The following is a 25547-nucleotide window of genomic DNA, read 5'->3' as shown; positions in this document are numbered from 1 at the left end:
TTGCATGCCGGCCTCGCCCCGCGAGGCACGCACGTCAGGGCGTGATGAGCCGCGCGGTCAGAATTTCCAAAGCGCCGGGACGAACCGATAGGCGTCCCCCTCGGCCATGACATGGCCGACGCCCGGGAAGGGAAAATGATAGCCCAGAACCGCGATGCCATCGCTGGCGGCCATGTCCAGAAGCCTGCGCCGTGATGCCGCCGCCTGCGGCCCGTCCACGTCGACCGAATGGTACCAGTCCGGCCGGGCAAAGCTGATCCAGCCGTGGGTCATGCTGTCGCCCAAAGCGATCAGGCTGTCGTCACCGTCGCTTAGCCGCACCGACAGGTGACCGGGCGTATGCCCCGGCGTGGCGATGACCGAGACGCCGGGCACGACTTCGTCCCCGTCGTTCAGAAGGGTCCAGTCCACGCCCTCGGCCTGGATGGCGTTGATCGCCCCGACCACGAACTGCTGTTCGGCGGGCGCGACCCGGTCGACCAGACCGTCGCTCAGCCAATAGCCGTGTTCGACCTCGCCCATGAAATACTGCGCCTCGGGGAACAGCGGTTCGTCGAATTCATCGCGGATACCCCAGATGTGATCGGGGTGGGCGTGGGTGATGACCACATGGGTGATGTCCTCGGGCGACAGGCCCAGTGCGGAAAGGTTCGCAACCAGCCGCCCGGCGGTGTCAAAGAACCGATGGCCCGACCCGACGTCGACCAGGATCCGATCCGCTCCCTTTTCGATCAGCAGGTGATTGGTGTGGCTGTAGGTCTGATCCACCGACAGATAATGCGCCGCCAGGAAGGCCTGGACCTCCTTCGGGTCGGCATTGACGCCCAGGCCGGATGCCGGGATTTCGAAATAGCCGTCCGAGACGATCGTCGCCGTGACATCCCCGACCGTGAACGAAAAATGCGCCGGGTTGCCCGCAGCCGGGGCCCCAAGGCTGGCGCGCGCCGGTCCGGCGGGCAGCGCAAGTGCCGGCGCCGCGGCGGCGAGCATCAGAAGATCACGGCGGGACGGACCCGCGCCGGATCTGCCGGTGGAAAGGCGGCCAGAGGCACGGCGGGGGGGCGTGGGATGTGCGGACATGGGTGTCTCCTCCTCGGTTCGCAGCCTAGGAGCGGTGACACCGCAACGCAACAACATTCGCGAATGTGTTCATCTGATGCCCTTGCGCGGGCGCGTCAGGTCCCGAAGTAAAGCTTGGCGTCCAGGAAGGCCCCGAAGCGTCCGGCGGCCAGCCACTCACGCTCCAGCCCCGTGCCGACGACGACCAGCCCATTGGCGGGCAGCCTGCCCTGCGCCTCGGCCAGGGCTTCGCGCATCTTGGGAAAGGTCGTCAGGAACTGCGGCGCACGGTGCACCCGGTCCAGCATCTCGTTCGCCTCGGCCACCTGGGCGGGCGTCAGCGGCGCATGGACCAGCGCGATGCGGGCGGCATCCCGGATCGCCGTAAGCGTTTCAGCCGTGGGCTGGGACACGCGGTGGCGGCCATAGGCCAGGTCCAGCGCGTTCGAGGAAAACAGGAACCCGCAGACATCGCGCCCCGAAGAGGCCTGGATCGCCGCATAGTCGCGATAGCTCAGCCCCAGTTCCTTGGCCCGGGCGACGTGGCGACGGGCGGTGGCGGGCGACAGCTGTGCCCGGCTCATGTTTGCCTTGGCGCGTCGCCAGGCGTGCACCCGCCAGGAGCGCCCCGCATCCATGGCCGGACCGTTGTTATGGCCGATCCCATGCGGGGTTCCTTGCGGGTGTTGGGTCATCACTGCCACTCCTGCAGGCGCGCGACGTAGCGGGCCAGCGTATCAATTTCCAGGTTGATCCGGTCGCCGACGCGGGCATCGCCCCAGGTGGTGACCGATTTCGTATGCGGAATCATGTTGATGCCGAAGGTCGCGCCGTCAACATCATTCACTGTCAAAGAGGTCCCATTCAGCGTGACGGACCCCTTGGGTGCTATAAATTTCGCCAGTTCCCCGGGTGCGCGGAAGGTGGCGCGGGTGCTGTCGCCTTCGTCTTCCAGCGCGATCAGCTCGGCCACGCCATCGACGTGACCGGAAACGATGTGCCCGCCCAGCTCGTCCCCGACCTTCAGGGCGCGTTCCAGGTTCAGGCGGCGGCCCTCGTCCCAGGTGTTGTGCGAGATATTGGTCTTCGACACCGTCTCGGCGCTGATTTCCACGTCGAACCAGTCGGGGCCGGTTTCGATCACCGTCAGGCAGACGCCGTCGCAGGCGATGGACGCCCCAAGGTCAATGCCGGCGGTGTCGTAGGACGTGCCGATGCGGGCGCGCAGATCGCCGCGTTTCTCAACATGCCGGACCTGGCCGACGTCGGTAATGATGCCTGTGAACATGTGAAGATCTCCTTGCGCACTTGGCTACCCCCGCCGCCGCGCCCATGCAATCCCCGATGCTATTCCTTGACCACGCCATATTTTTGGCCGTTTAGATGGGTAGCGTTCCACTCGAGAGGGCCGGAACCGGTCCGAGCAGTCACCAAGGGGCAAAACCCATGCCAGCGCCACGCGCGGAGAACCAGACCAGGGATCAGGTCAAGGACGGGGATACGACCGGAGGCAAGACCGGCACCCGGAGCCCGGCCGACGCCCGGGTCTTTCTGTTCCTTCAGGGGCCGCATGGGCCGTTCTTTCACCGCCTTGCCAAGATGTTGCGCCTGGCCGGATCGACCGTGTGGCGGGTTGGCTTCAACGCCGGCGACCGCGCCTTCTGGTTCCATCGAGACAGCTATATCCCCTATCGCGGCACGCCCGAGGCCTGGGGTGACACCTTCACCGCGCTGGTCCGCGACAAGGGCGTCACGGACATCGTGCTTTACGGGGACGTCCGCGCCATCCATGCCGAGGCCGTCGCCCGCGCTCGCAAGATGGGTCTGGCCGTGCATGTCTTCGAAGAAGGCTACATCCGCCCCTACTGGGTGACCTATGAACGTGACGGATCAAACGGCAATTCCCGCCTGATGCGGATGACCGTGCCCGAGATGCGCCGGATGCTGGAACAATCCGACCTCGACACCGCCCTGCCGCCCGCGAAATGGGGCGACACGCGGCATCATGTGTTCTATGGCGCGCTCTACCATTGGTTCGTGATGTTCCGGAACAGCCGCTATCGCAACTTCCGCCCGCACCGCGCGCTGAGCGTGTCGAAGGAATTCCAGCTGTACCTGCGCCGCCTTCTGCTGATGCCCGCCCATGGGTTCGAACGCTGGCTGGCGTCCTGGCGGATCCGGCGCGGCGGTTTTCCCTATCACCTTGCGCTTCTCCAGCTGGAACATGACGCGTCGTTCCAGGCACATAGCCCCTTTGACACCGTGTCGGATTTCCTGACGGTGGTGATTCGCGGCTTTGCCGAAGGCGCGCCGCGTCACCATCACCTGGTCTTCAAGGCCCATCCGCTTGAGGACGGCCGTGTGCCCGTGCGCCACGACATCCGCCGCCTGGCAAAAGAGGCCGGCGTGCAGAACCGGGTGCATTTCGTGCGCGGCGGCAAGCTGGCCCAGCTTCTGGCCGATGCGCGCACCGCCGTGACCGTGAATTCGACCGCCGCGCAGCAGGTGCTGTTCCGGGGCATCCCGCTGAAGACCTTCGGCAGCGCGGTCTATGCCAAGCCCGAATTCGTCTCGACCCAGCCGCTGACGGATTTCTTTGCCCAGCCCGCGCGGCCCGACCGCAAGGCCTATCGCGATTACCGGCGCTTCCTGCTGGAGACCTCTCAGGTCGCGGGGGGGTTCTATTCCTCGCGCGCACGACGGCAATTGCTGCGCACGGTGGTCGACATGATGCTGTCGGACGAGGACCCCTATGAGGCGCTGAAATCCGGCACCGCGACCCCACGGCAACAGTTGCGGGTGGTGCATTAGGGGCACCCTGTTCACGGGGCTAGCGTTATGACCCGGATTCCGCTAGTTTATTCCAAAAATAAGAACCAGGCAGAGATAGGTCGAGGAGACCGAGCAGTGAATTCCCCCATTTCCAGATGGGCGCGGCCCGTTGTGATCGTGGCAGCCATGGCATCCCTGGCGGCCTGTGACGTCTTGCCCCGGACCGGCCCGAACAAGCGCGAGATCTTTGCCGGATCGGTGCAGCGCGAAGGCGATGCCTTTGTCGTTTCGGTCAACGACCGGGTGACCCGCGCCACCGCGGTGGCCCCTGCCCTGGGCTTTTCCCAGGCCTTCATCCATGCCGCGACCCTGGGGTCGGACACGATCCGCCCGGGCGACACGCTTGGCCTGACGATCTGGGAAAACGTCGATGATGGGCTGCTGGCGTCCGAAGGGGCGAACGCCACCCTGCTGGAAGAGGTCCAGGTGGATGGCGCGGGCTTTATCTTCGTGCCCTACGCTGGCCGCATCCGCGCCGCCGGCAATACGCCCGAGGCCGTGCGCCGCATCATCACCACCAAGCTGGAAGACCAGACGCCGGATCCGCAGGTGCAGGTGCGCCGCCTGGCCGGTGACGGGTCCACCGTCTCGCTGGTCGGTGCGATCGGCGGTCAGGGTGTCTTTGCCATCGAACGGCCCACGCGCACGCTGGCGGCGATGATCGCCCGCGCCGGCGGTGTCACCATCCCGCCCGAGATCGCCCGCATCACCGTGATCCGTGGCAATCAGAAGGGCACCATCTGGTTCGAGGATCTCTACAAGAACCCCGAGCTGGACATCGCCCTGCGCGCCAATGACAAGGTCCTGGTCGAGGCCGACACCCGCAAGTTCACCGCCCTTGGGGCAACCGGCGCGCAGTCGCTGGTGCCTTTCGAAAGCCAGACGCTTTCGGGGCTTGAGGCGATTGCCCAGGTCGGCGGCCTTCTGGCCGGTGCGGCCGATCCCACGGGCGTCTTCGTGCTGCGCAATGAACCGGCCGAGATCGCCAACCAGGTGCTGGCCCGCGACGACCTGATCGGTGCGCAGCGCATGGTCTATGTGCTGGACCTGACGCAGCCGAACGGCATGTTCCACGCCCGCGATTTCGCGATCCGCGACGGCGACACGCTTTACGTCACCGAAGCGCCCTTTACGCAGTGGAACAAGGCGATCGCGGCGCTGACCGGCACGCTGGCCTCGGTCAACACGCTCTCGACCGCCACCGGGAACTGACGCGTGACCTTCGGGTCCGATCCAAATGATGCCGCCGGGGACAGCCCCCGGCGGCTTCGTTATTTCAACGCAGGTTTCCTGAAACAGCCCCGGGTGCGGCGGATCCTGTCGCTGGCCGGCACGCCCCTGTCCCTTGGCAAACCCACGGACGGGGACGGCGTGGCGGTCTGGGGCCGCTCCCCCTATGCCGCGCGGGGCGAAGCCGTGGCCGCGGCCACCGGTGCCCCGCTGATCCGGATCGAGGACGCCTTCCTGCGCTCGCTCCACCCCGGCCGCGAGGGCGAGCCGCCCCTGGGCCTGGTTCTGGACCGGCGGGGCATCTACTTCGATGCGGAAACACCTTCAGACCTGGAACACCTGCTGCGCCATCATCCGCTGGACGACACCGTGTTGATGGACCGCGCCCGCGGCGTCATCGCCCGCCTGCGCGAGGCGCGGCTGACCAAATACGCCGCCCATGATCGCGACGCCCCCGCCCCCGATCCCGGCTATGTGCTGGTGATCGACCAGACGCGCGGCGATGCCAGCGTCACCCACGGCGGGGCCGACGCCAATAGCTTCAAGGAAATGCTCTACTGGGCGCAAGAGGATCACCCCGCCGCCCGCATCGTCATCAAGACCCACCCCGAGACGCAGGCGGGCCATCGCCCCGGCTATTTCTCGGACGCCGATGTGACGGACCGCATCACGCTGGTGACCCAGGCCGTCGATCCCTGGACCCTGATGGAAGGGGCGGTGGCGGTCTACGTCGTGACCTCTCAGATGGGGTTCGATGCGATCCTTGCGGGGCATCGCCCAGTGGTCTTCGGCCGGCCGTTTTATGCCGGATGGGGCCTGACCGACGACCGCCACCCGATCCAGTTCCCCGCCGCGCGCCGGGGCCGCAACCTGTCGAAAGCACAGCTTTTTGCCTGCGCAATGATCCTCTATCCAACCTGGTACCACCCCTGCGAAGACCGCCTTTGCACGTTCGAAGAGGCGCTGTCTTGGTTTGAGGCCCGCGCCCGCGCCTGGCACGAAGACCGCCACGGCTGGCAGGCCTCGGGCATGCGCTTGTGGAAGCGCCCCGCCATCGCCCGAATCTTCGGACAGGAGGCCGGGGTGCGCTTTTCCCAAGCCCCACCCACACCGCCGCGCCGCGCCATGGTCTGGGCCAGCGCCGCCCCGCCGGACAGCACGGCCGTGCGGATCGAGGATGGCTTCCTGCGGTCTCGCGGGCTTGGGGCGCAGCTGGTTCCGCCCCTTTCCCTGGCCTGCGACGATCTGGGCATCTACTACGATCCCAGCCGCGAAAGCCGGCTGGAACGGCTGATCACCGCCCGCGCCACCCTGCGCCCCGATCAAGCCCTGCGGGCCGAGCAGCTGGTCCGGCAGCTCATCGCGCTTGGCCTGACGAAATACAACCTTGCGGACGCCTCTGATCGGGTCCCCCCCTTGGCTCCCTCGCAGCCCGGGCCGCCCAAACCCGGCCCCGCAACTCCCCCTGCTGCGCCTTCAGGCGACACTAGCGCACCACAAACTTTCACCCTGCCGCCCCGCGCCCCCGGGCAATTGCGCATCCTCGTCCCCGGCCAGGTCGAAGACGATGCCTCCATCCGCCTCGGCGCGGGCGAGATCGACACCAACCGCGCCCTGCTGCAGGCCGCGCGCGACGCCCACCCCGATGCGCAGATCCTCTACAAACCGCACCCCGATGTCGTCGCCGGGTTGCGCCCCGGTGTCCTGCCCGAGGCCACGACCCTGGCCGATGCCATCCTCGACACCACCGACACCGGCGCGCTGCTGACGCAGGTCGACGCGCTCTGGACTATGACCTCGCTCATGGGGTTCGAGGCGCTCTTGCGCAATATCCCCGTCACCACCACCGGCACGCCCTTCTACGCCGGCTGGGGCCTGACCACCGACCTGGGCCGCGTCCCCCTGCGCCGCCAGGCCAGGCCCAGCCTCCTCGGCCTCGCCCATGCCGCGCTGATCGACTACCCGCGCTACTACGACCCTGTCAGCCGCCAGATCTGCTCTGTCGAAACCGCCGTCACGCGCCTTTCCAGCGCCTCCGCCAGACACCACCCGCGCCCCCTGCGCCTGCTCTCCAAGGCCCAGGGCCTCCTCGCCTCCACCCCCTGGCTCTGGCGCTGAAGAACCACCCCCACTTCCATCCTCTTGCCAAAAATATCCCGGGGGAGTGTGACGGGCCAGCGCCCCCTCGCCCGCCCAACACCCGCCAAATGAAAAACGCGCAGGATCCCTCCCACGCGCACCATCAGCCATTAAACCAAAAGCTCAGCCGAACGTCGCCCGCCGCCAGTGGTGCAGCACATCCCCTCCCAGGGGCCGCCCCGTGCGCAGGGTGAACCGCGGGGCCTCGGCCAGGCGCGCCAGCCCCATGGCCCCAAGCGATGGCAGACCCTCCGCCCCGATCACCACGCCAGCGCTCATTCCGACAAGCTCATCCACCAGGTCCGCCGCCAGCAGCGATGCCGCCAGCGCCCCGCCGCCTTCGCAGAAGACCCGGGTCAGCCCCTCTGCCCCAAGCGCCTGAAGCACCGAGACCGGATCCAGTTGGCCGCCCACGACATCGCAGGGCAGCAAGGTCGCGCCCAACCCTTCCCAGGCCTCGCGCAAAACCGGGTCTACGTCGCGCCCATGGCACAGCCAGACCGGAACCTGCGCCGCAGTCCGGGCGAGCTGGCCCGTTAGGGCCAAGTCGAGCCGCCGCGACACCACCACCCGGACCGGCTGATGCGAAACGCCCAGATCGCGCACCGTCAAAGACGGATCATCCGCCCGCGCCGTGCCTGCGCCCACCATAACCGCGTCGTGGCGCATGCGCATGGCGTGGACCGCCCGGCGCGCCTCGGGGCCGGTGATCCACTGGCTGTCGCCGGTGGCGGTGGCAATCCGGCCATCAAAGGATGTCGCCAGCTTCAGCGTGACCAGCGGACGCCCCAGTTCCGTGCGCAGGAAGAACCCGGCGTGATCTTCGGCGGCGGCGTCATGCATCAGCCCGGTCGAGACCTCGATGCCCGCGGCGCGCAGCATCTCGAACCCCTGGCCAGAAACGCGGGGATCGCTGTCGGTCAAGGGGGCCACGACACGGGCCACGCCGGCGTCGATCAGCGCCTGGGCACAGGGGGGTGTCTTGCCGTGATGGGCGCAGGGCTCCAGCGACACATAGGCCGTGGCACCACGCGCTGCATCACCGGCCTGGGCCAGGGCGCGCACTTCGGCATGGGGGCGGCCGCCGGGCGCGGTCCAGCCGCGTCCCAGGATGCGGCCGTCCTTGACCAGCACACAGCCCACGGCCGGGTTGGGCCAGGTCCGGCCCTGCCCGCGCCGCCCCAATGACAGGGCCAGCGCGAGAAACCGGCGATCCTGCGCCGTGCTCATGGCTTATTCGTCGGGTGCGGTGTCGGGGCGCAGTTCACTGACGAATTTGTCGAAATCGTCAGCAGCCTGGAAGTTCTTGTAAACGCTGGCAAAGCGCACGTAGGCCACGGTGTCGATCCGGGCCAGGGCCTCCATCACGATCTCACCGATGACTTTCGAGGAGATGTCCGTTTCGCCCATGCTTTCCAGCCGGCGCACGATCCCCGAGATCATCTGGTCGATCCGCTCCGGATCGACGGGACGTTTCTGCATGGAAATCCGGATCGAGCGTTCCAGCTTGTCGCGGTCGAAATCCTCGCGACGGCCCGAGGATTTGATGACGACTAGGTCGCGCAGCTGCACCCGTTCGTAGGTGGTGAACCGTCCGCCACAGGCCGGGCAGAAACGGCGGCGGCGGATCGAAACGTGATCCTCGGCGGGCCGCGAATCCTTCACCTGGGTGTCAATATTTCCGCAAAACGGGCAACGCATAGCCTAAAATTCCCCTATTCCCAGCCGCCTGATGGGGGTTCCCCCAATTTATCCACAGCCACTATAGGGCAGCCGCAAGGGATTGGGTAGAGGCGAATTCAGTTCCCGAAATATGCGGCAACCTGGCGGTTCTGCGGGGCATTTCGATGCTCGACCACGTAGATCCCCTGCCATGTTCCCAGCCTTGGCACGCCCTTTTCGACCGGGATCGACAAGCTGACTGGCATAAGGGCGGATTTGATATGGGCGGGCATGTCGTCCGGCCCCTCGTAGGTGTGGGTCAGGTAGGACATGGCGGGATCGGTGGTCGGTGGAACAAGGCGGTGGAAGAAGGCCGTCATGTCGGTGCGGACCTCTGGGTCCGCGTTCTCCATCACCAGCAGGCTGGCCGAGGTATGGCGGATGAACAGCGTCAGAAGACCGTCGCCCTGCCCCGCGGTCCAGGCGCGGATCTCGCGGGTGAATTCGTAGAGGCCGGGGCCTCTGGTCGGAAGGGTGAAGGTCGTCTGCATAGGGCCGTTATGGCGCTGCGCCTGCCCCGGGTCCAGCGTTGTCAGCGTGGCTGGGTTGGCCAGGCCGGGAGCTCAGTCGGCGCGGGCCTCGACAACGCATTGCACCATCGGCAAGGGCAGCGCGCCCCCGACACTGTCGAAATCATGTGCGTCCGGCGTCATCGGGGCCTTCAGTGGCGCACCCAGCACGTCGGCCAGCGTCGCGCGGCAGGCGTCGATTTCATCGGCCGAGACCTTGATCGTCACGATCTCATCACTCACCGGGGTCAGGATTGGGCTGCGGCTGTTCACGGGATCGGGCGGCAAATTGGCCATGGCTCCGGTTACCATCAGACCCAAGGCGGCCAAGGCCAGACCCGATCGGGCGGCCAGCGATTTCGGCGTGGATGAAACTGGGGTGCGGTACGGCATGGGTCCCTCCTGCTTTGGGGGACAACCCAGGGCCCGAGGCACCGGTTCCCTTTCGCGCCGAAAAAGGGCGCGAAAGGTTTTCTGGTTTACTTCAGTCGCGCTTAGCCGCGACGACGCAGCAGGCCAAGGCCAGCAAGGGCCGTCAGGATCAGTGGCGCACCGGCGGGCAGCGGAACGGCCGGGGCCGTCTGGCCAAGTTCACCAACCAGACGGACGTTGTCGATCACGATACCGCCGTTGTCACCACCCTGATGATCGAAGAAGATCGACCCAAAGGAGCCGTTGCCGATGAAGGAAAACGACAGGGCCGTGTAGGGCTTGTGGACATAGGCCGTGCGCGTGCCGTTCGTCGTCAGGCTGTCCGAGAACCCGCCGACACCAAAGGTCATGGTGTTTGGGTTCCCCTGCATATGCCAGTTCCAGCTGTAGTCAAAGCTGAGCGTGTACTCGACGCCAGCCAGCAGGCTGAAGCTGGCATTGCTGGTCAGACGACCGGCGTTGCCGGAGGAGCCATCCATGTCGATACAGTTGATCGCACCGGCGGCACAGATCGTGGGAAAATAGGACGGCGGGCCAACAATATCGACCGTGCCACCGCTGACGCTCCATCCAGTGGGGGTTGCGTTGCCGCCGGGGATGTTGCTGTTGCTGTCGAAGTCATCAAAGAACAGCTCGGTCGGGGCGGCAGAGGCAGCAGTCGCGATGGTAGCAAGGACCGCAGCGGCCATCAGTTTTTTGAACATGTGGTTAATCTCGATTGAAAAAGTATAGACAGTATCGAATTTCGTAATGCATGGATTGCGGAATTGAAAGTGCCTTCATCGCCGCACCGCGCGCATAGGAAAACTGGATAAATTTCGCGCACGAGAGTGCAAAAAGGGCGGCCCAATGGACCGCCCCTGTTTATCTATATGGCAGCCTGCTGGCCGCTTATTGGTCCAGGAAAGACCGAAGCTTGCGCGAGCGCGACGGGTGCTTGAGCTTGCGCAGCGCCTTGGCCTCGATCTGGCGGATCCGTTCGCGGGTCACGCTGAACTGCTGGCCGACCTCTTCCAGGGTGTGGTCGGTGTTCATGCCGATGCCGAAGCGCATGCGCAGCACACGTTCCTCGCGCGGGGTCAGGGATGCCAGAACGCGGGTCGTGGTTTCCTTCAGGTTTTCCTGAATTGCGGAATCCAGCGGCAGGATCGCGTTCTTGTCTTCGATGAAATCGCCCAGCTGGCTGTCTTCCTCGTCCCCGATCGGGGTTTCGAGGGAGATCGGTTCCTTGGCGATCTTCATCACCTTGCGGACCTTTTCCAGCGGCATCTGCAGCTTTTCGGCCAGTTCTTCCGGGGTCGGCTCGCGGCCGATCTCGTGCAGCATCTGGCGGCCGGTGCGGACCAGCTTGTTGATCGTCTCGATCATGTGGACCGGGATACGGATCGTGCGGGCCTGGTCGGCGATGGACCGGGTGATCGCCTGGCGGATCCACCAGGTCGCGTAGGTCGAGAACTTGTAACCGCGACGGTATTCGAACTTGTCGACGGCCTTCATCAGGCCGATGTTGCCTTCCTGAATAAGATCAAGGAATTGCAGACCACGGTTCGTGTATTTCTTGGCGATCGAGATCACGAGACGCAGGTTCGCCTCGACCATTTCCTTCTTGGCCTGCCGGGCTTCTTTTTCGCCCTTCTGGACCTGACCGACGATGCGGCGGAATTCGCTGATGTCGAGGCCGACGTACTGGCCGACCTGGGCCATGTCGGTGCGCAGTTCCTCGACCTTGTCCGAGAAGCGGTCGATGAACATCTGCCAGCCACGGCCGGACTTCTCGCCCATCCGTTCGACCCAGTTGGGGTCAAGCTCGTGGCCGCGGTATTCGTCGATGAATTCACGACGGTTGATGCGGGCCTGGTCGGCCAGCTTCACCATTGCGCTGTCGATCTGCATGATGCGGCGGTTGATGCCGTACAGCTGGTCGATCAGGGCTTCGATCCGGTTGTTGTGCAGGTGCAGGCCGTTCACCAGTTCGACGATCTCGGACCGGGTCTTCTGGTACATCGCCTCGTCTGCGGCACCAAAGCTGCCGTCTTCGTTCAGCGTGGCCGAGATACGGCTGTCCTGCAGTTCGGACAGAACGGCAAAGTCGCGGGCGATCTGGTCCAGCGTCTCAAGCACACGGGGCTTCAGCGCGGTTTCCATCGCGGCCAGCGACATGTTGGCCTGTTCGTCCTCGTCCTCGTCGTCGTCCTTGGCGATCGGGTTGCCATCGGCGTCGTACTCGGGTTCGTCGCTTTGCGATTTCGCGGCCGGGGCGGCGGCACCGGTGGTGTCGACGACAGGCGCGTCCTCGTCCCCTTCCATCTGGTCACCGAAGGTGGTTTCCAGATCGATCACGTCGCGCAGCAGAATGTCTTCGGACAGAAGTTCGTCACGCCAGATGGTGATCGCCTGGAAGGTCAGCGGGCTTTCGCAGAGGCCCGCGATCATCGTGTTGCGGCCGGCTTCGATCCGCTTGGCGATGGCGATTTCGCCTTCGCGCGACAGCAGTTCGACGCTGCCCATTTCGCGCAGATACATGCGGACGGGGTCGTCCGTGCGATCCAGCTTTTCCTGAGTGCCCGAGCCAAGCGTGATTTCCCGGTTCGAAGAGGTTTCGACCACGGCGGTGGATTTCTGTTCCTCTTCCTCGGCTTCCTCGTCCTCGATGATGTTGATGCCCATTTCCGAGAGCATGGACATCACGTCTTCGATCTGCTCCGAGGAGACCTGATCAGGGGGCAGAACCTGGTTCAGCTGATCATAGGTGATGAAGCCCTTTTCCCGGGCTTCCGCGATCATCTTCTTGATCTGAGTCTGGCTCAGATCAAGGGACACGTCCTGATCGGAATCGTTGTCCTGGCGCTGGTCGTCGTCGTTGTCCTTGGGGGCCATGCTCTGCTCCTCTCTCTCGTGTCGCGTTCTGCGCACACGGGTCGGGCGTGATTCGCTTGACCGAATCAATAGCGTGATTCGCGCCGACGCACACCCAATTAACGTTATTTCTTTAGGGATCCGTTACCCAAATCGCTCAGTTCCGGCCCTTATCGAAGCGAATCGTTTCCAGAAGCGCGTCCAATGCGCCCTTTTCGTCCCGGCTGATTCGCGCCCCGTTCTGGCCGATCTCATAGTCGCCCTTGTCCTTGTGCACCGGCTGAACCGCGCGATTGGCGGCCTCGGCGGCATGGCTCAGACGGTAGGTGACGGCCTCGTCCGCGGCGCCGGACAGCTCTTCCTCGGCTTCGGCGATCTCTTCGGCCAGGCCCCTGCGGGCTTTCAGCTTGGCCAGTTCCTCGGCCAGGGTCATGCGGGCGCGGTCCAGATCGCCCGGGCTTCGGACCGTCGGGCAGATAGCCACATGGGGTTGGCCCATGAGGTAATCAAGACGCTCGGGGCCGAGGGCGTCACAAATCGCGTCGCGCACCCCGTCGCTGCCCGCGTGATAGCTGCGCAGGATCACGTCGCGCATGCGGGCGTGGTCGGGATCCATGCACTCCATCAGCTCTAGCTGGCCTTCGAACCCCTGGGCGGCCTCGGGGGTGGCGATCACGGTGGCCAGGATCACCGCTTCACGCAGGTGTTCCTCGGCCTGGGGACCGCCCGAGGTCAGGAAAGACGCCTTGGTCGTGGACCGGGTCGGCGGCAATTTCTTGCGCGGGTTCCAGCCCTTGCCGCCGCCGCCACCACTGCGCTGCGGGCGGAACAGCTGATAGCGCAGTTCCTTGATCGCCTCGCCATAGTGGTGGCGCAGGGACGGATCGGGGATCCGCTTAATGGCATTGCGCAGGTCGCGGTCCAGCGCGGCGCGGCGTTCGGGGCTGTCAAAGCTTTTGCCTTCCGTCGCCTCGCGCCACATCAGATCGACCAGCGGGAAGGCCCCGTCGATCACCTTCTGCATCGCCTCGGCCCCGTCGCCCTTGATCAGGTCGTCGGGGTCCTTGCCTTCGGGCAGCAGGGCAAAGCGCAGCGATTTGCCCGCCTCCATCAGGGGCAGCGCCACATGCATGGTGCGCATCGCGGCGCGCATCCCGGCAGTGTCGCCATCCAGCGCGATGATCGGTTCGGGGCTGATCGCCCAGAGCATCGCCAGCTGATGTTCGGTCACGGCGGTGCCAAGCGGGGCGACCGCGCCTTCGAACCCGTTCGAGGCCAGGGCGATCACGTCCATATAGCCTTCGGCCACGATCAGCGGCTTGCCCTTGCCCGCCGCTTCGCGCGCCGGGCCGTGGTTGTACAGGCTGCGGCCCTTGTCGAACAGTTCAGTCTCGGGCGAGTTGAGGTACTTGGCCTTGTCGTTCGGATCCATCGCCCGCGCGCCAAAGGCGATGCAGCGGCCGCGCGCGTCGCGGATGGGGAACATGATCCGGTTGCGGAAGACGTCATAGGGGTTGCGCCCCCGGTCCGAGGGCTTGGCCAGCCCGGCCTTCAGGATCAGTTCGGGCGGGACGTTCTTGCCGATCAGATGATCCCAGAGGCCCTGCCAGCCCTCGGGCGCAAAACCGATCTCGAACCTTTCGATCTGGTCGCGCGTCATGCCCCGCCGATCGAGATAGGCGCGAGCATCCGCCGCCGCGCCCGAATTCAGCATCATGCGATAGTACCGCACCGCCATGTCCATGACATCGGCCAGTTCGGCACGCTTTTCGGCCTTCTGGGCCGCGCGGGGGTCGCGCGCCGGCATCTGCATCCCGGCCTCCTGGGCCAGGACCTCGACCGCCTCCATGAAGGACATGTTTTCATTGTCCTTGAGAAAGCTGATGGCGTCGCCCTTGGCGTGACAGCCAAAGCAGTAATAGAACCCCTTGCGGTCATCCACATGAAAAGACGCGGATTTTTCCTGATGGAAGGGGCATGGGGCCCACCAGTCGCCCTTGGCCTGGTTGGACTTGCGCTGATCCCACATGACCTTCTTGCCCACGATCGTGGACAGGCTGACGCGATTGCGCAATTCGTCGAGGAAACCGGGAGGCAGACTCATGGGGCAAGTATCAGGGCTTGTTGGGGGGGTGTCCAGCGCGCTTGATATGGGTCGCGCCCGCGCCGGCGGCAAGCCCTAATCGTGCGGCGTGGTTTCCGGCGGCGGCGACCGGAAAAGCGGCTGTGCTGCAATCTCTCTTGTCAGGTGGAAAAATTCCGGGCTCAGTTCGTGCGGTTTCAAAAAGGATTTCAGATGACGCGCCTGACCAAAAGCCTGCTTGCCGGATGCCTGACCGGCCTAAGTCTGGCGGCATCGACCGCCACACCTGCCCTTGCGGAATGGGTGCCCCGCGCCACCCATGGCACGGACCGGTCCGAACGCGGGGCGCAGTTCGACAGCCCCTACATGTTCACCCGCGATTTTGCCGCCGCAACGCTAAGCTGGGGCGGACGGGTCGAGGCCCCGAAGCTGGATTTCCGCACGCAGACTGCGCCTCTGGACCCGCAGTACATCAGGCATGACGACTGCCAGACCGCGGCCGGCAGCACCCCCCGCCCGCAGATGAGCTGCGCGCATCTGACCTGGAACGACGCGGCGATCCAGTTCGATTTCGTCATCGACCTGGAGGACGTGAAATATGCGTCCAACCCGATCGTCGACGTCACCGGCCTGAGCCTGAAAAAGGGAGAGGCCTTCGGTGGATTACTCGACGCCTCGTTCAGCCGGACCTACGGGGCCTTCAGCTATACCGGCTATGTCTATGTAAGCTGTTATGCCGACATGGCCTCGGTCGCGCGCGGGCTGCCACAGGACTGTGACACCCCGCCCGACCGGACGGAACGCGTGGCCGTTGTCACCGCCTATGTGCCGATCTGGATGATGAAACGGGCCTGGAATGCGCTTGGTGGCGATGCGACCTGGCTGTCGGTGGATCTGGAGCGCGCCAACGGCATCGACCACCACTTTACCTATGTGCTGACCGGGCTGGCGGACATGCTGTTCGCCGAGTGAGGACAACAGGCGGCCGGGCCTAACGCCCGGGGCAGGACACGTCCCGCCCCGAGCCGCCCGCGCAACGCGGATCCTGTTACAGCCCCTTGGCGCGGTAGCTGGCCGCGACACGTTCAATCCCGACGATATAGGCGGCGGTGCGGTAATCGGTGACGTCGGCACGGTTGTGATAGATCGCGCGCATCGATTCAAAGGCCCCGCGCATCGTGTCGTCGAGGCCTGAGCGCACCAATTCCAGTTCATCCGCGCCGCGCAGGTACTTGGTCTTGAAGTCCGGCGACAGGGTCCAGGCATTGCCCAGGTAGCGGTCCAGACGTTCCAGTTCCTTCACGATCAGCTCGTGCCGGGCCTCTTCCTGGCGGCGCTGCATCCGGCCAAAGCGGATGTGGCTGAGGTTCTTGACCCATTCGAAATAGGACACCGTCACACCGCCGGCGTTGGCGTAAAGATCGGGAATGATCATCACCCCCTTTTCGCGCAGGATCGTATCGGCACCGGCGGTGATCGGGCCATTCGCGGCCTCGATGATCAGCTTGGCCTTGATGTTCTCGGCGTTGGAGAGGTTGATCACCGCCTCCATCGCGGCGGGAATCAGGATGTCGCATTCCTCTTCCAGCAGCATGGAGCCGTCTTCGAAATGGCGCGCATCGGGATAGCCGGTGACGCCGCCGTGCTTGTTGATCCATTCGCGCACCTTTTCCACGTCAAGGCCGCGGTGATCCAGCAGCGCGCCGTCGTGTTCGATGATCGCCTTGATGGTGCAGCCATCCTCGGACTGCAGGAAATGCGCGGCGTGATAGCCCACGTTGCCCAGGCCCTGCACGATGACCGTCTTGCCTTCGAGCGTGCCGGACATGTTGGCGGCGGCCACATCGCGCGCCTCGCGGAAGAATTCGCGCAGGGCGTATTGCACCCCCCTGCCCGTCGCCTCGACCCGGCCCTGGATGCCGCCCGCATTGGTCGGCTTGCCGGTGACACAGGCGGCGGCGTTGATGTCGGTGGTGTTCATGCGGCGGTACTGGTCCGCGATCCAGGCCATTTCCCGTTCGCCGGTGCCCATGTCGGGCGCGGGCACGTTCTGCGCGGGGTGGATCAGGTCGCGCTTGGCCAGCTCATAGGCAAAGCGGCGGGTGATCTGTTCCAGTTCATGTTCTTCCCATTCCCGCGGATCGACACAGAGCCCGCCCTTGGAGCCGCCAAACGGGGCCTCGACCAGGGCGCATTTGTAGGTCATCAGCGCCGCCAGCGCCTCGACCTCATCCTGGTTGACGGACATGGCGTAACGGATGCCGCCCTTGACCGGCTCCATGTGTTCGGAATGCACCGACCGGTAGCCGGTGAAGGTCTGGATCTGACCGCGCAGCCGGACCCCGAAGCGTACCGTGTAGGTCGCGTTGCAGACCCGTATCTTTTCCTCAAGCCCCGGGGCCAGGTCCATCAGACCAACGGCGCGGTTGAACATGAGGTCGACGCTTTGACGGAAGGTCGGTTCTTGGATCTGACCCTGAACTGACATGCTGCTTCTCCTTGTATGGCAGACAGACCGCTTCGGACCCTGGGGTGCCCGTGCGATACCGGGCAGCCTAACGCGGCTTCTGTGCTTAAATTAGAGGCACAGTCTAACCTTTTTCTAAACTGAGTCCCGAAAGTCACCACCGGGCGGTAGGGCCGGTCCGGACCATTCTTCAACTCATCTGACCATGGGTCAACTGCCCATGTTCCCGGGGGCTTACCACCGGCGAACCCCATTCGTGCCCCATTTCGGCCCGATTCTACGGCTAACAATTCCTTCACATAGCTGCGTTTGCGGCACTTCGGGTCCAGGCCCGTACGGCGCTGCGCTGAGAGGTAGACAGATGAGCAGACGAGACAGAGATCCCGGCATGACCATCGGGATTCGCCAGTGGTTTTCCAAGGAAATCAAGCAGTTTTCGCGTGCCGAAGACGGCGTGATGCTGGCGCTTGTCATGGTCATGATGCTGGTCATGTTCACTGTCGCGGGCATCGGCGTGGACCTGATGCGCACCGAGATGGAGCGCACCCGCCTGCAGCAGACCATTGATTCGTCCGCCCTGGCCGCAGCCCACAAGGACAACCAGATCCTGCCCAAGCAGGTCGTGATGGATTACTTCGCCAAGGCCGACCTGGCGTCCTATGTGACCGAAGACGACATCACCATCGGCGGCGAGAACGGCGGCACCTCGGTCATGGTCGACCTGCGGGCCGAGGTGAAGACCCCCTTCCTGAAGAACATCGGGTTTGAAACCTTCACCGTTCCGGCGCGCGGTCGTGCAGAACAGGCCTATGGCAATTCCGAGGTCTCGCTGGTGCTGGATATCTCCGGCTCCATGGATGAAAACAGCCGCATGACGCGCCTGCACACCGCGGCGAAGGAATTCGTCGACACCGTGCTGACCGACGATTCCTCGAACCGGGTGTCGCTGTCGCTGGTGCCCTATACCGGTGACGTGAACGCCGGCTGGGAGATCTTTTCGCGCATGAACGTGCGCCAGCTGCACAACTATTCCTACTGCGTGCAGTTCACGCCCGACGATTTCTCGACCACCGCCGTGTCGCCCGATGACCACTACCTGCACGGGCAGCACTTCAGCCACGTGGACCGGAACTTCAACTATATCTCCTGCCCGACGCAGAGCTATGAACAGATCACCGCGCTAAGCCAGAACCGGGAGGCGTTGAAGACCCAGATCGGCCGCCTGACCGGCCGCGAACGGACCTCGATCCATATCGGTGTGAAATGGGGGGCAGCCCTGCTGGATCCCGCCGCGCGTCCGCTGGTCAACGACATGGTCGACGACAGCCTGATCGACGAGGTCTTCCGCGACCGTCCCGCCAACTTCAACTCTCAGAGCATGAAGGTGCTGGTGGTGATGACCGACGGCGTGAACACCGAGACCAAGCGGATCAAGGACTTTGCCTATGACACCCCGGACATGCGGGCACATTGGGCACGCCATGCGATCAGCGACTGGGACAACCAGGTCTATTCCAGCATCCAGGACGACCTGTTCGACACCTATTACTCGTCGAGCCTGGGGAACACGCTGCTGCAGAACATCTGTGACGCGGCCAAGAACAACGGCATCCTGATCTATTCGATCGGGTTCGAGATCAGCAACACCTCGGCCCAGGCCATGGAAGACTGCGCGTCGTCACCGTCGCACTTCTACCGGGTCGAAGGGGTGAACATCTCGGACGCCTTCTCGTCCATCGCGCGCCAGCTGGTGCAACTGAGGCTGACCCTGTGATGCGGATGAAAGCGATGATCAAGACGCGCCTGACCCGCTGGCTGCGGGACGAAGAGGGGGCCATGATCGCGGATTTCGCGGTGATGTTCCCGGTCTTCCTGATGTTCATGCTCTCCTCGGTCGAGATGGGGATGATGACCTTTCGTCAGACGATGCTGGAACGCGGGCTGGACATGACCGTGCGCGACCTGCGCCTGGGGTTCATCGAGGATCCGACCCATCTGAAGGTGAAGAACCAGATCTGCACCTATGCCGGGTTCCTGCCCAATTGCGCCGAAAGCCTGCGGCTGGAAATGCAGCCTGTGGACCCGCGCGACTACACCGAACTGCCGCAGTCGGCCGATTGCATCGACAAGTCGCAGGACATCTCTCCGGTGCGGGCCTTCGTCAACGGCGGCGGCAACGAATTGATGGTGATGCGCGCCTGCATCAAGATTGCCCCGGTCTTCCCGACCGTGGGGCTTGGCAACCAGGTGGCCAAAGACGGGAACGGCGATGTCGCCCTGTTCTCGACCACGGCCTTCGTGAACGAACCATGAGCGCTGAGATGACCCGTTTCCGCCCCCGCCCCTTCGCCCTGCTGCGCGCCCGCCTCTCCGCCTTTGCCGACGACAGCCGCGGATCGGTCGCGGTGGAATCCATCGTTCTGCTGCCGCTGGTGATCTGGACCTACGTGGCCATGTTCACCTTCTTCGATATGCTGCGGATGAAAAGCGTGAACCAGAAGGCGGCCTTTACCCTGGCCGACGCTTATTCCCGCGAAACCGAGAAGATCAACGACACCTACGTCGACAGCACCTTTACCCTGTTCCAGGCGCTGACCCGGGTCAGCAGCCCCGGCATGCGGGTTTCGGTGATTTCCTATGACGCGGATACTGACAAATACACCGTGCGCTGGTCGCAGATCCGTGGCTCGGGCGTGGCGTCGCGGCTGGACGACAACAACGTCAACACCCTGCGCACACAGCTTCCGGGCATCGTCGACGGGGATGAGTTCATCCTTCTCGAGACCTGGAACGACTACAAGGTGCCGTTCAAGATTGGCCTGGGCGATTTCAAGATGAAGGGCCATGTCTTCATGAACCCGCGTTTCGCCGATCAGCTGAAATGGGACGACGGCACGCCCAGCTAGGCGTCTGGTGTCGTGCAGATCTTTCAAGACGGGCCTTTCGGGGCCCGTTTTGCGTTCTATCGGGTGCCTGGTATCCGGTGCCTGTACGGGGTGCCTGGCCTGATTGGCCTGCCCCCCCCCCTGGCGCGCAAACCTTAGTCCGCGTCCACTGCGGCCCGTTCCGCCAGCTTGATCGCGATCAGATCCGCCAGCGCCTTGGATTCCGCGGCGCGGGTGATACCGCCCACACCGATGCGCCGCCCCGTCCGCCAGTAGAGCCCCGGCTGCCACAGCCGCGGCTGGCGCGTTTCGGTGCGCAGCAGGAACCCGTTCGAGGGCTTGAAGGCAAAGGTGCCGCGATCCACGCCCCGGATGTCCTCCAGCCGGGCCAGCACGGTGCCGGTGCTGTCGCGCAGCTCTTCCTCGGTCAGGACAAGGCTGCGTTCGGTGGCGCGATACATGATCCAGCCGGCCCAGAGCGCGCCGATCCCAAGCACCAGGACCAGACCGTCCAGCCAGGTGCCGGTGCCGCCCGACAACCCCATGCGCAGAAGCAGAAGCCCGAGGATCGACAGCACGCCGACCCCGAAGACCCGCCGCCCGGGAGAAGCCCGCAATTCCCCGATCACGTCACCCATGGTGTCCTGCTGCATCCTATGTCTCCCTCGCTGGCCCCTTTGGGGGCCTTCCGGCGTTCCCGCGGGGCTACGGCAGCGCCCGCCGCGATGCAAGCGCCTTGATGTGCGGAGGCTGGCGGGCGGGGCTGGCGGCAGGATGCCGGTCGGTTGGAGAGACGCGGGATCAGCCCCCCGGATCAGCCACATAGTTCAGGCGCGCCCCAAAGGCTCAGCCGCCGACCAGCTGCCGGGTCATGTCCCAATACATCGTCTCGACCTCGTCCAGCCGCAGGCGGCCGGTCTCGCGGAACCAGGTGTTCACGCCGGTCAGCATGGCGATGATGGCCATCGTGGTGATACGCGGATCGCCGATGCGGAACTGTCCCTCGGCCTGGCCCCGTGTCAGGATCGCGGTCAGCCGGTCCTCGTAACGGTGGCGCAGCGCCTCGACCTGGGCGAAATTCTCGGGGCTCAGGTTGCGCAGCTCCATGTAGGCGATAAAGACCGCCTCGGGACGGGCAGCATGGTGGCGGATGTGGAACCGCGCAAAGCCCTCAAGCGCCTGCATCGGATCCTCGGGCAGCGGTTCGGCATCCAGAGCGCGCATCAGATCGTCCAGGTGGTCGACCATCAGGTCGAACAGCAGGCTCTGCTTGTCGGGGGTGTAATTGTAGAGCGCGCCGACCTGAACGCCCACCTCAGCCGCGATCTGGCGCATCGACACGGCGGCAAAGCCATGACGGGCGAACAGGCTTTGCGCCGCGGCGCGGATGCGCGGCGCGGTCAGGGCGGAATGGGAACCAGCGGTACGGGCCATGCATGGGTTATTAACTGAACGTGCGTTCAGATCAAGGCGGAACCGGTGCGCCGCGCACATGCCCGGACGAAGCCCGCTTGCCCCCGCCGCCCGGATCCGTCACCATCCGCCCTGATCCATCTGCGGGCCAGACCAGCCCGACACCACCACTGCCCTGGGACCCCGCCGCACCATGACCCGCACTGCCACACGGCTGATCCTGCCCGCCCTTCTGGGCCTGTCCCTTCTGGGCTGCACCGACACGCCCGACCTGGATGCCGCCATTCCGGCCTCGGAACAGCAGGGCAGCTATCCGCCCCTGGTCCCGGTCGAAACGCTTCTGGCCCAGGCCGAAGCCCCCCGGCTGGACGACACCGAGGACGAAGCACTCGCCGCCCGCGCCGCCGCCCTACGCGCCCGCGCCGCCCGGCTGAAGTCCCAGTAACCCGTTGCCACCGGGCCGCTTGGGAAGCGAGCCGTGCCCGTTCCCGGGCCGGAGAGCGCGCCAGAGAGAGAGGACCGCGCGCCCAACTTGTGACCGCGCCGCCTGCCCCGCCCGCCTTCCGCGCCCAATCAGGACGCAGCGCGTTGCATGGCGTCGCGGAAACGGCTAAGGCCGCGCAGGAATTCCGCAACAGGAGATATGGGCATGGGCGACACGATTAGGCTGGGCATTGCGGGTCTGGGCACTGTCGGGACCGGATTGATCAAGATCGTCCGGCGCGAAGCCGCCCTGCTGAAGGCCCGCACCGGCAAGGACATCACGATCTCGGCCGTGTCGGCGCGCAACCGCGACAAGGACCGGGGCGTCTCTCTCTCCGGGTATGATTGGGAAGACGATCCCGTCGTGCTGGCCACCCGCGACGACGTGGATGTCTTCGTCGAACTCATGGGCGGATCGGACGGCCCCGCCAAGGCCGCGACCGAGGCCGCGCTGAACGCCGGCAAGGACGTGGTCACCGCCAACAAGGCGATGCTGGCCGTGCATGGCCAGGCGCTGGCGGAACTGGCCGAAGCCAAGGGCAGCGTGATCCGGTACGAGGCCGCCGTTGCTGGCGGCATTCCGGTTATCAAATCGCTGATCGAAGGGCTGGCCGGGAATGAAATCACCCGCGTCATGGGCGTCATGAACGGCACCTGCAACTACATCCTGACCCGGATGGAAAGCGCGGGCCTGCCTTATGAAACCGTCTTCGAAGAGGCCAACCAGCTGGGTTACCTCGAGGCGGATCCCGAACTGGACGTGGGCGGCATCGACGCCGGTCACAAGCTGTCGCTGCTGGCAGCCGCCGCCTTTGGCACCCGTGTCGCCTTTGACGCGATGGAGCTTGAGGGCATCGGCCGCCTGACCATCGACGACATCCGCGCCGCCGGTGACATGGGCTATCGGATCAAGCTGCTGGGCGTCGCCCGCATGACCGGGCGCGGGCTGGAACAGCGCATGTCGCCCTGCCTTGTGCCGGCGACCTCTCCGCTAGGGCAGCTGGAAGGCGGCACCAACATGGTGGTGCTGGAAGGCAATGCGGTGGACCAGATCGTGCTGCGTGGCCCCGGTGCCGGTGAAGGCCCGACCGCCAGTGCCGTGATCGCCGATGTTTGCGACATCGCGCGTGGCATCCGCGTCCCGGTTTTCGGTCAGCCCGCCGCCAGCCTGTCGGAGCCGGTTCCGGCGCTGTCGCAGACGCCCGCCGCCTATTACCTGCGCATGACGCTGGTGGACAAGCCGGGCGCGCTGGCCAAGGTCGCTGCGGTACTGGGGGAATCGGGGATCTCGATCAACCGGATGCGCCAGTACGACCACGACGGGGAAAACGCCCCCGTGCTGATCGTCACGCATCGCACCGCCCGCGACGCGCTGGACACCGCCCTTGCGGCGATCGAGGGCACCGGCGTGGTCGTCACCACCCCCGTCGCCATCCGCATCGAAGAGGTCTGAGGGTCGTCCTCAGCTGGCTTCGGGCCCACCCTGGGCCCGCCTCCCCCGGCCTCTTCCCGCCGATCTGACCGTTCAGCCCCGCCCGGCAGGCCCTGCAAAGGCCTGACCGGGCGTCGCTGCCGCTTGCCGTCGCCCCGGCGGCGATGCAAAACGGGCGCATGGACTTTCTGAACGTTTCCGCTTCGCTGACCGGCCGCAGATGGGTCGGCCCCTCGGTCGAGATTGACCGCGCCGCCGAGGCGCTTGTGCAGGCCCGTGGGCTGGATCGCGCGCTGGCGCAGATCCTCGCCCGCCGCGGGGTCGAGGAGCAAGAGGTCGAGGCCTTCCTGGCCCCCTCGCTGCGCGACCTGCTGCCCGATCCCCGGTCCCTGCGCGACATGGAGCCCGCCGCCGCCCGGTTCCTGCGCGCAGTGAAGCAGCGCGAAAGGATCGCGGTCTTTGCGGATTACGACGTGGATGGCGGCACCTCGGCCGCGCTTTTGCTGGACTGGCTGCGGCAGATGGGGCGCGAGGCCACGCTCTATGTCCCTGACCGCATCGACGAAGGCTATGGCCCGAACGTCCCCGCCATGCAGGAGCTGGGCCGCGCCCATGATCTGATCGTCTGTGTCGACTGCGGCACGCTTTCCCACGAACCGGTGGCGGCGGCGGGCTGCGACGTGGTGATCCTGGACCACCACCTGGGCGGGGAAACCCTGCCCGACTGCGTCGCCTGCGTGAACCCCAACCGCCAGGACGAGGACGGGGCGCTGGCGCATCTCTGTGCCGCCGCCGTGGTCTTCCTGATGCTGGTCGAGGCCAACCGCCAGGCCCGCGAGGACGGGGCGCAGACCCTGCCCGACCTGATGGGGATGCTGGACCTGGTGGCGCTCGCCACGGTGGCCGATGTGGCCCCGCTGATCGGCGTGAACCGGGCCTTCGTGCGCCAGGGGCTGGTGGTCATGGGCCGGCGCGCCCGGCCCGGCCTTGCGGCGCTGGCCGATGTGGCCCGGATGGACACCGCGCCAAGCGCCTATCACCTGGGCTATTTGCTGGGGCCGCGCATCAACGCGGGCGGGCGCATCGGCAAGGCCGACCTGGGCGCACGGCTGCTGTCCTGCAGCGATCCGCACGAAGCCGCCGCCATGGCAGACCGCCTGAACGACCTGAACGCTGAACGGCGCGAGATCGAAGCCGCCGTGACCGCCGCCGCCATGGCCCAGGCCGAGGCCCGCGGGCTGGACGCCCCGCTGGTCTGGGCCGCCGGCGAAGGCTGGCATCCCGGCGTCGTGGGCATCGTCGCCTCGCGCCTGAAAGAGGCCACCAACCGCCCCTCGGTCGTGATCGGCCTGGACGGGGACGAGGGCAAGGGATCGGGCCGGTCGATCGCAGGCGTGGACCTTGGGGCCTCGATCCAGCGGCTGGCGGGCGAAGGGCTGTTGATCAAGGGCGGGGGCCACAAGATGGCCGCCGGTCTGACCGTGGCCCGCGATCAGCTGGACCCGGCGATGGAGCGTCTGGCCGAACTGCTGGCGAAACAGGGGGCCGGACAGGGTGGCGCGGCCGATCTGCGCCTGGACGGTCTGTTGATGCCCGGTGCCGCCACCGTGCCGCTGGTGCGGGCGATCGAGACGGCAGGCCCCTTCGGTGCCGGGGCCTCGGCCCCGCGCTATGTCTTCCCCGATGTCACCGTCAGCTTTGCCAAACGGGTCGGCGAAAAACACCTGAAGATCCGCTTTGGCGACGGTCTGGGCGCGTCCTTGGACGGAATCGCATTCGGTGCCTTCGACGGCCCGCTTGGTCCGGCGCTCAGCGATCGCGCGGGGCAGAGATTCCATCTGGCCGGACGGCTTGAGATCAACACCTGGCAGGGCCGGCAATCGGTTCAGATGCGGCTGGAAGACGCTGCAACCGCTTAGAAACAAGGGATTTTCCCGGCGTGTGAATTTTTTTCGTCAAAAGATGAAAAAAGCCTCTTGCGGTCATCCCGCGCTTTGCCTAAACA

The 25547-nt window shown here is 65.4% G+C and carries 23 protein-coding genes; 10 read left to right on the top strand and 13 right to left on the bottom strand.

The features are described from left to right. Positions 1 to 57 precede the first annotated feature (57 nt). From BMX99_RS04870 to BMX99_RS04860, 3 genes are all read right to left on the bottom strand, one after another. Positions 58 to 990, bottom strand: a complete 933-nt coding sequence (locus BMX99_RS04870) for an MBL fold metallo-hydrolase (RefSeq protein WP_244525643.1) — start codon at positions 988 to 990, stop codon at positions 58 to 60. A gap of 185 nt (positions 991 to 1175) precedes the next feature. After that, on the bottom strand, positions 1176 to 1754 hold the full coding sequence (locus tag BMX99_RS04865) for a hypothetical protein (protein WP_093447878.1): 579 nt from the start codon (positions 1752 to 1754) through the stop codon (positions 1176 to 1178). After that, positions 1754 to 2347, bottom strand: coding sequence for a riboflavin synthase (locus BMX99_RS04860; RefSeq protein ID WP_093447875.1), 594 nt, complete (start codon positions 2345 to 2347; stop codon positions 1754 to 1756). The genes BMX99_RS04865 and BMX99_RS04860 overlap by 1 nt, the downstream gene beginning before the upstream one ends. Before the next feature lie 158 nt (positions 2348 to 2505). Between BMX99_RS04860 and BMX99_RS04855 the strand changes: the two genes are divergently transcribed. From BMX99_RS04855 to BMX99_RS04845, 3 genes are all read left to right on the top strand, one after another. After that, positions 2506 to 3870, top strand: coding sequence for a capsule biosynthesis protein (locus BMX99_RS04855; protein ID WP_093447873.1), 1365 nt, complete (start codon positions 2506 to 2508; stop codon positions 3868 to 3870). 147 nt (positions 3871 to 4017) lie between these two features. After that, complete coding sequence (locus tag BMX99_RS04850) at positions 4018 to 5103, top strand: polysaccharide biosynthesis/export family protein (protein ID WP_093447871.1); 1086 nt, start codon at positions 4018 to 4020, stop codon at positions 5101 to 5103. 3 nt (positions 5104 to 5106) lie between these two features. Beyond that, positions 5107 to 7239 (top strand): capsular polysaccharide biosynthesis protein, encoded by a 2133-nt coding sequence (locus BMX99_RS04845; RefSeq protein WP_093447869.1) that lies wholly within the window; start codon positions 5107 to 5109, stop codon positions 7237 to 7239. A gap of 144 nt (positions 7240 to 7383) precedes the next feature. Here the strand turns inward: BMX99_RS04845 and ribD are convergent, their stop codons facing one another. The 7 genes from ribD to dnaG form a co-directional block, all read right to left on the bottom strand. Beyond that, on the bottom strand, positions 7384 to 8490 hold the full coding sequence (gene ribD, locus BMX99_RS04840) for a bifunctional diaminohydroxyphosphoribosylaminopyrimidine deaminase/5-amino-6-(5-phosphoribosylamino)uracil reductase RibD (protein WP_093447867.1): 1107 nt from the start codon (positions 8488 to 8490) through the stop codon (positions 7384 to 7386). Between the two features lie 3 nt (positions 8491 to 8493). Then, positions 8494 to 8961, bottom strand: coding sequence for a transcriptional regulator NrdR (gene nrdR, locus BMX99_RS04835; RefSeq protein WP_093447865.1), 468 nt, complete (start codon positions 8959 to 8961; stop codon positions 8494 to 8496). Positions 8962 to 9059: 98 nt separating this feature from the next. Continuing rightward, on the bottom strand, positions 9060 to 9473 hold the full coding sequence (locus tag BMX99_RS04830; RefSeq protein WP_093447863.1) for a secondary thiamine-phosphate synthase enzyme YjbQ: 414 nt from the start codon (positions 9471 to 9473) through the stop codon (positions 9060 to 9062). Positions 9474 to 9545: 72 nt separating this feature from the next. Next, positions 9546 to 9884, bottom strand: coding sequence for a hypothetical protein (locus BMX99_RS04825; RefSeq protein WP_093447861.1), 339 nt, complete (start codon positions 9882 to 9884; stop codon positions 9546 to 9548). Between the two features lie 101 nt (positions 9885 to 9985). Then, the gene (locus tag BMX99_RS04820) at positions 9986 to 10627 is read right to left on the bottom strand and encodes a VPLPA-CTERM sorting domain-containing protein (RefSeq protein ID WP_093447859.1); all 642 of its coding nucleotides are present in this window, start codon (positions 10625 to 10627) and stop codon (positions 9986 to 9988) included. Between the two features lie 187 nt (positions 10628 to 10814). Continuing rightward, complete coding sequence (rpoD, locus tag BMX99_RS04815; protein ID WP_093447857.1) at positions 10815 to 12800, bottom strand: RNA polymerase sigma factor RpoD; 1986 nt, start codon at positions 12798 to 12800, stop codon at positions 10815 to 10817. A gap of 136 nt (positions 12801 to 12936) precedes the next feature. Then, positions 12937 to 14883 carry a DNA primase gene (gene dnaG, locus BMX99_RS04810; protein ID WP_093447855.1) on the bottom strand — a complete coding sequence of 649 codons (1947 nt, stop codon included), beginning with the start codon at positions 14881 to 14883 and terminating at the stop codon, positions 12937 to 12939. A gap of 192 nt (positions 14884 to 15075) precedes the next feature. Here dnaG and BMX99_RS04805 point away from each other — a divergent pair, with 192 nt between their 5' ends. After that, positions 15076 to 15834, top strand: a complete 759-nt coding sequence (locus BMX99_RS04805; protein ID WP_093447853.1) for a hypothetical protein — start codon at positions 15076 to 15078, stop codon at positions 15832 to 15834. A 76-nt stretch (positions 15835 to 15910) separates the two neighbouring features. Here BMX99_RS04805 and BMX99_RS04800 read toward each other — a convergent pair whose 3' ends face one another. After that, on the bottom strand, positions 15911 to 17350 hold the full coding sequence (locus BMX99_RS04800; RefSeq protein WP_093447851.1) for a Glu/Leu/Phe/Val family dehydrogenase: 1440 nt from the start codon (positions 17348 to 17350) through the stop codon (positions 15911 to 15913). Positions 17351 to 17690: 340 nt separating this feature from the next. Between BMX99_RS04800 and BMX99_RS04795 the strand changes: the two genes are divergently transcribed. Genes BMX99_RS04795 through BMX99_RS04785 form a run of 3 tightly spaced genes read left to right on the top strand, consistent with a single transcriptional unit; the run spans position 17691 to position 20235 of the window. Beyond that, positions 17691 to 19103 (top strand): TadE/TadG family type IV pilus assembly protein, encoded by a 1413-nt coding sequence (locus BMX99_RS04795; RefSeq protein WP_175480264.1) that lies wholly within the window; start codon positions 17691 to 17693, stop codon positions 19101 to 19103. Positions 19104 to 19117: 14 nt separating this feature from the next. Next, positions 19118 to 19642, top strand: coding sequence for a TadE/TadG family type IV pilus assembly protein (locus tag BMX99_RS04790; protein ID WP_244525579.1), 525 nt, complete (start codon positions 19118 to 19120; stop codon positions 19640 to 19642). After that, positions 19639 to 20235 carry a TadE/TadG family type IV pilus assembly protein gene (locus tag BMX99_RS04785; protein ID WP_139216907.1) on the top strand — a complete coding sequence of 199 codons (597 nt, stop codon included), beginning with the start codon at positions 19639 to 19641 and terminating at the stop codon, positions 20233 to 20235. Before BMX99_RS04790 ends, BMX99_RS04785 begins: the two co-directional genes overlap by 4 nt. 134 nt (positions 20236 to 20369) lie before the next feature. Here BMX99_RS04785 and BMX99_RS04780 read toward each other — a convergent pair whose 3' ends face one another. Together BMX99_RS04780 and BMX99_RS04775 are read right to left on the bottom strand one after the other, a co-directional pair. Then, positions 20370 to 20867, bottom strand: coding sequence for a hypothetical protein (locus BMX99_RS04780; protein WP_093447842.1), 498 nt, complete (start codon positions 20865 to 20867; stop codon positions 20370 to 20372). A 193-nt stretch (positions 20868 to 21060) separates the two neighbouring features. Further along, a complete protein-coding gene (locus tag BMX99_RS04775) occupies positions 21061 to 21648 on the bottom strand; it encodes a TetR/AcrR family transcriptional regulator (RefSeq protein WP_093447839.1) in 588 nt (195 codons plus the stop codon). A 172-nt stretch (positions 21649 to 21820) separates the two neighbouring features. Here BMX99_RS04775 and BMX99_RS04770 point away from each other — a divergent pair, with 172 nt between their 5' ends. From BMX99_RS04770 to recJ, 3 genes are all read left to right on the top strand, one after another. Then, positions 21821 to 22072 (top strand): hypothetical protein, encoded by a 252-nt coding sequence (locus tag BMX99_RS04770; protein WP_093447836.1) that lies wholly within the window; start codon positions 21821 to 21823, stop codon positions 22070 to 22072. A gap of 204 nt (positions 22073 to 22276) precedes the next feature. Continuing rightward, on the top strand, positions 22277 to 23563 hold the full coding sequence (locus BMX99_RS04765; protein ID WP_093448491.1) for a homoserine dehydrogenase: 1287 nt from the start codon (positions 22277 to 22279) through the stop codon (positions 23561 to 23563). 158 nt (positions 23564 to 23721) lie between these two features. Continuing rightward, a complete protein-coding gene (gene recJ / locus BMX99_RS04760; RefSeq protein ID WP_093447833.1) occupies positions 23722 to 25461 on the top strand; it encodes a single-stranded-DNA-specific exonuclease RecJ in 1740 nt (579 codons plus the stop codon). The last annotated feature ends 86 nt before the right edge of the window (positions 25462 to 25547 follow it).

Origin of the sequence: Pseudooceanicola nitratireducens (assembly GCF_900109195.1) — a bacterium.
GTDB lineage: Bacteria > Pseudomonadota > Alphaproteobacteria > Rhodobacterales > Rhodobacteraceae > Pseudooceanicola > Pseudooceanicola nitratireducens.
This window is presented reverse-complemented; position numbering and strand designations above follow the sequence as displayed.

What these genes read in the sequence shown, in the direction of transcription:
- BMX99_RS04780 (WP_093447842.1), bottom strand. Translation starts at nt 20,867, where the DNA reads ATGCAGCAGGACACCATGGGTGACGTGATCGGGGAATTGCGGGCTTCT.
- recJ (WP_093447833.1), top strand. Translation starts at nt 23,722, where the DNA reads ATGGACTTTCTGAACGTTTCCGCTTCGCTGACCGGCCGCAGATGGGTC.
- BMX99_RS04795 (WP_175480264.1), top strand. Translation starts at nt 17,691, where the DNA reads ATGAGCAGACGAGACAGAGATCCCGGCATGACCATCGGGATTCGCCAG.
- BMX99_RS04860 (WP_093447875.1), bottom strand. Translation starts at nt 2,347, where the DNA reads ATGTTCACAGGCATCATTACCGACGTCGGCCAGGTCCGGCATGTTGAG.
- nrdR (WP_093447865.1), bottom strand. Translation starts at nt 8,961, where the DNA reads ATGCGTTGCCCGTTTTGCGGAAATATTGACACCCAGGTGAAGGATTCG.
- BMX99_RS04775 (WP_093447839.1), bottom strand. Translation starts at nt 21,648, where the DNA reads ATGGCCCGTACCGCTGGTTCCCATTCCGCCCTGACCGCGCCGCGCATC.
- BMX99_RS04865 (WP_093447878.1), bottom strand. Translation starts at nt 1,754, where the DNA reads ATGACCCAACACCCGCAAGGAACCCCGCATGGGATCGGCCATAACAAC.
- dnaG (WP_093447855.1), bottom strand. Translation starts at nt 14,883, where the DNA reads ATGAGTCTGCCTCCCGGTTTCCTCGACGAATTGCGCAATCGCGTCAGC.
- rpoD (WP_093447857.1), bottom strand. Translation starts at nt 12,800, where the DNA reads ATGGCCCCCAAGGACAACGACGACGACCAGCGCCAGGACAACGATTCC.
- BMX99_RS04785 (WP_139216907.1), top strand. Translation starts at nt 19,639, where the DNA reads ATGAGCGCTGAGATGACCCGTTTCCGCCCCCGCCCCTTCGCCCTGCTG.
- BMX99_RS04825 (WP_093447861.1), bottom strand. Translation starts at nt 9,884, where the DNA reads ATGCCGTACCGCACCCCAGTTTCATCCACGCCGAAATCGCTGGCCGCC.
- BMX99_RS04850 (WP_093447871.1), top strand. Translation starts at nt 4,018, where the DNA reads ATGGCATCCCTGGCGGCCTGTGACGTCTTGCCCCGGACCGGCCCGAAC.
- BMX99_RS04855 (WP_093447873.1), top strand. Translation starts at nt 2,506, where the DNA reads ATGCCAGCGCCACGCGCGGAGAACCAGACCAGGGATCAGGTCAAGGAC.
- BMX99_RS04765 (WP_093448491.1), top strand. Translation starts at nt 22,277, where the DNA reads ATGGGCGACACGATTAGGCTGGGCATTGCGGGTCTGGGCACTGTCGGG.
- BMX99_RS04820 (WP_093447859.1), bottom strand. Translation starts at nt 10,627, where the DNA reads ATGTTCAAAAAACTGATGGCCGCTGCGGTCCTTGCTACCATCGCGACT.
- BMX99_RS04870 (WP_244525643.1), bottom strand. Translation starts at nt 990, where the DNA reads ATGCTCGCCGCCGCGGCGCCGGCACTTGCGCTGCCCGCCGGACCGGCG.
- ribD (WP_093447867.1), bottom strand. Translation starts at nt 8,490, where the DNA reads ATGAGCACGGCGCAGGATCGCCGGTTTCTCGCGCTGGCCCTGTCATTG.
- BMX99_RS04830 (WP_093447863.1), bottom strand. Translation starts at nt 9,473, where the DNA reads ATGCAGACGACCTTCACCCTTCCGACCAGAGGCCCCGGCCTCTACGAA.
- BMX99_RS04800 (WP_093447851.1), bottom strand. Translation starts at nt 17,350, where the DNA reads ATGTCAGTTCAGGGTCAGATCCAAGAACCGACCTTCCGTCAAAGCGTC.
- BMX99_RS04770 (WP_093447836.1), top strand. Translation starts at nt 21,821, where the DNA reads ATGACCCGCACTGCCACACGGCTGATCCTGCCCGCCCTTCTGGGCCTG.
- BMX99_RS04790 (WP_244525579.1), top strand. Translation starts at nt 19,118, where the DNA reads ATGATCAAGACGCGCCTGACCCGCTGGCTGCGGGACGAAGAGGGGGCC.
- BMX99_RS04805 (WP_093447853.1), top strand. Translation starts at nt 15,076, where the DNA reads ATGACGCGCCTGACCAAAAGCCTGCTTGCCGGATGCCTGACCGGCCTA.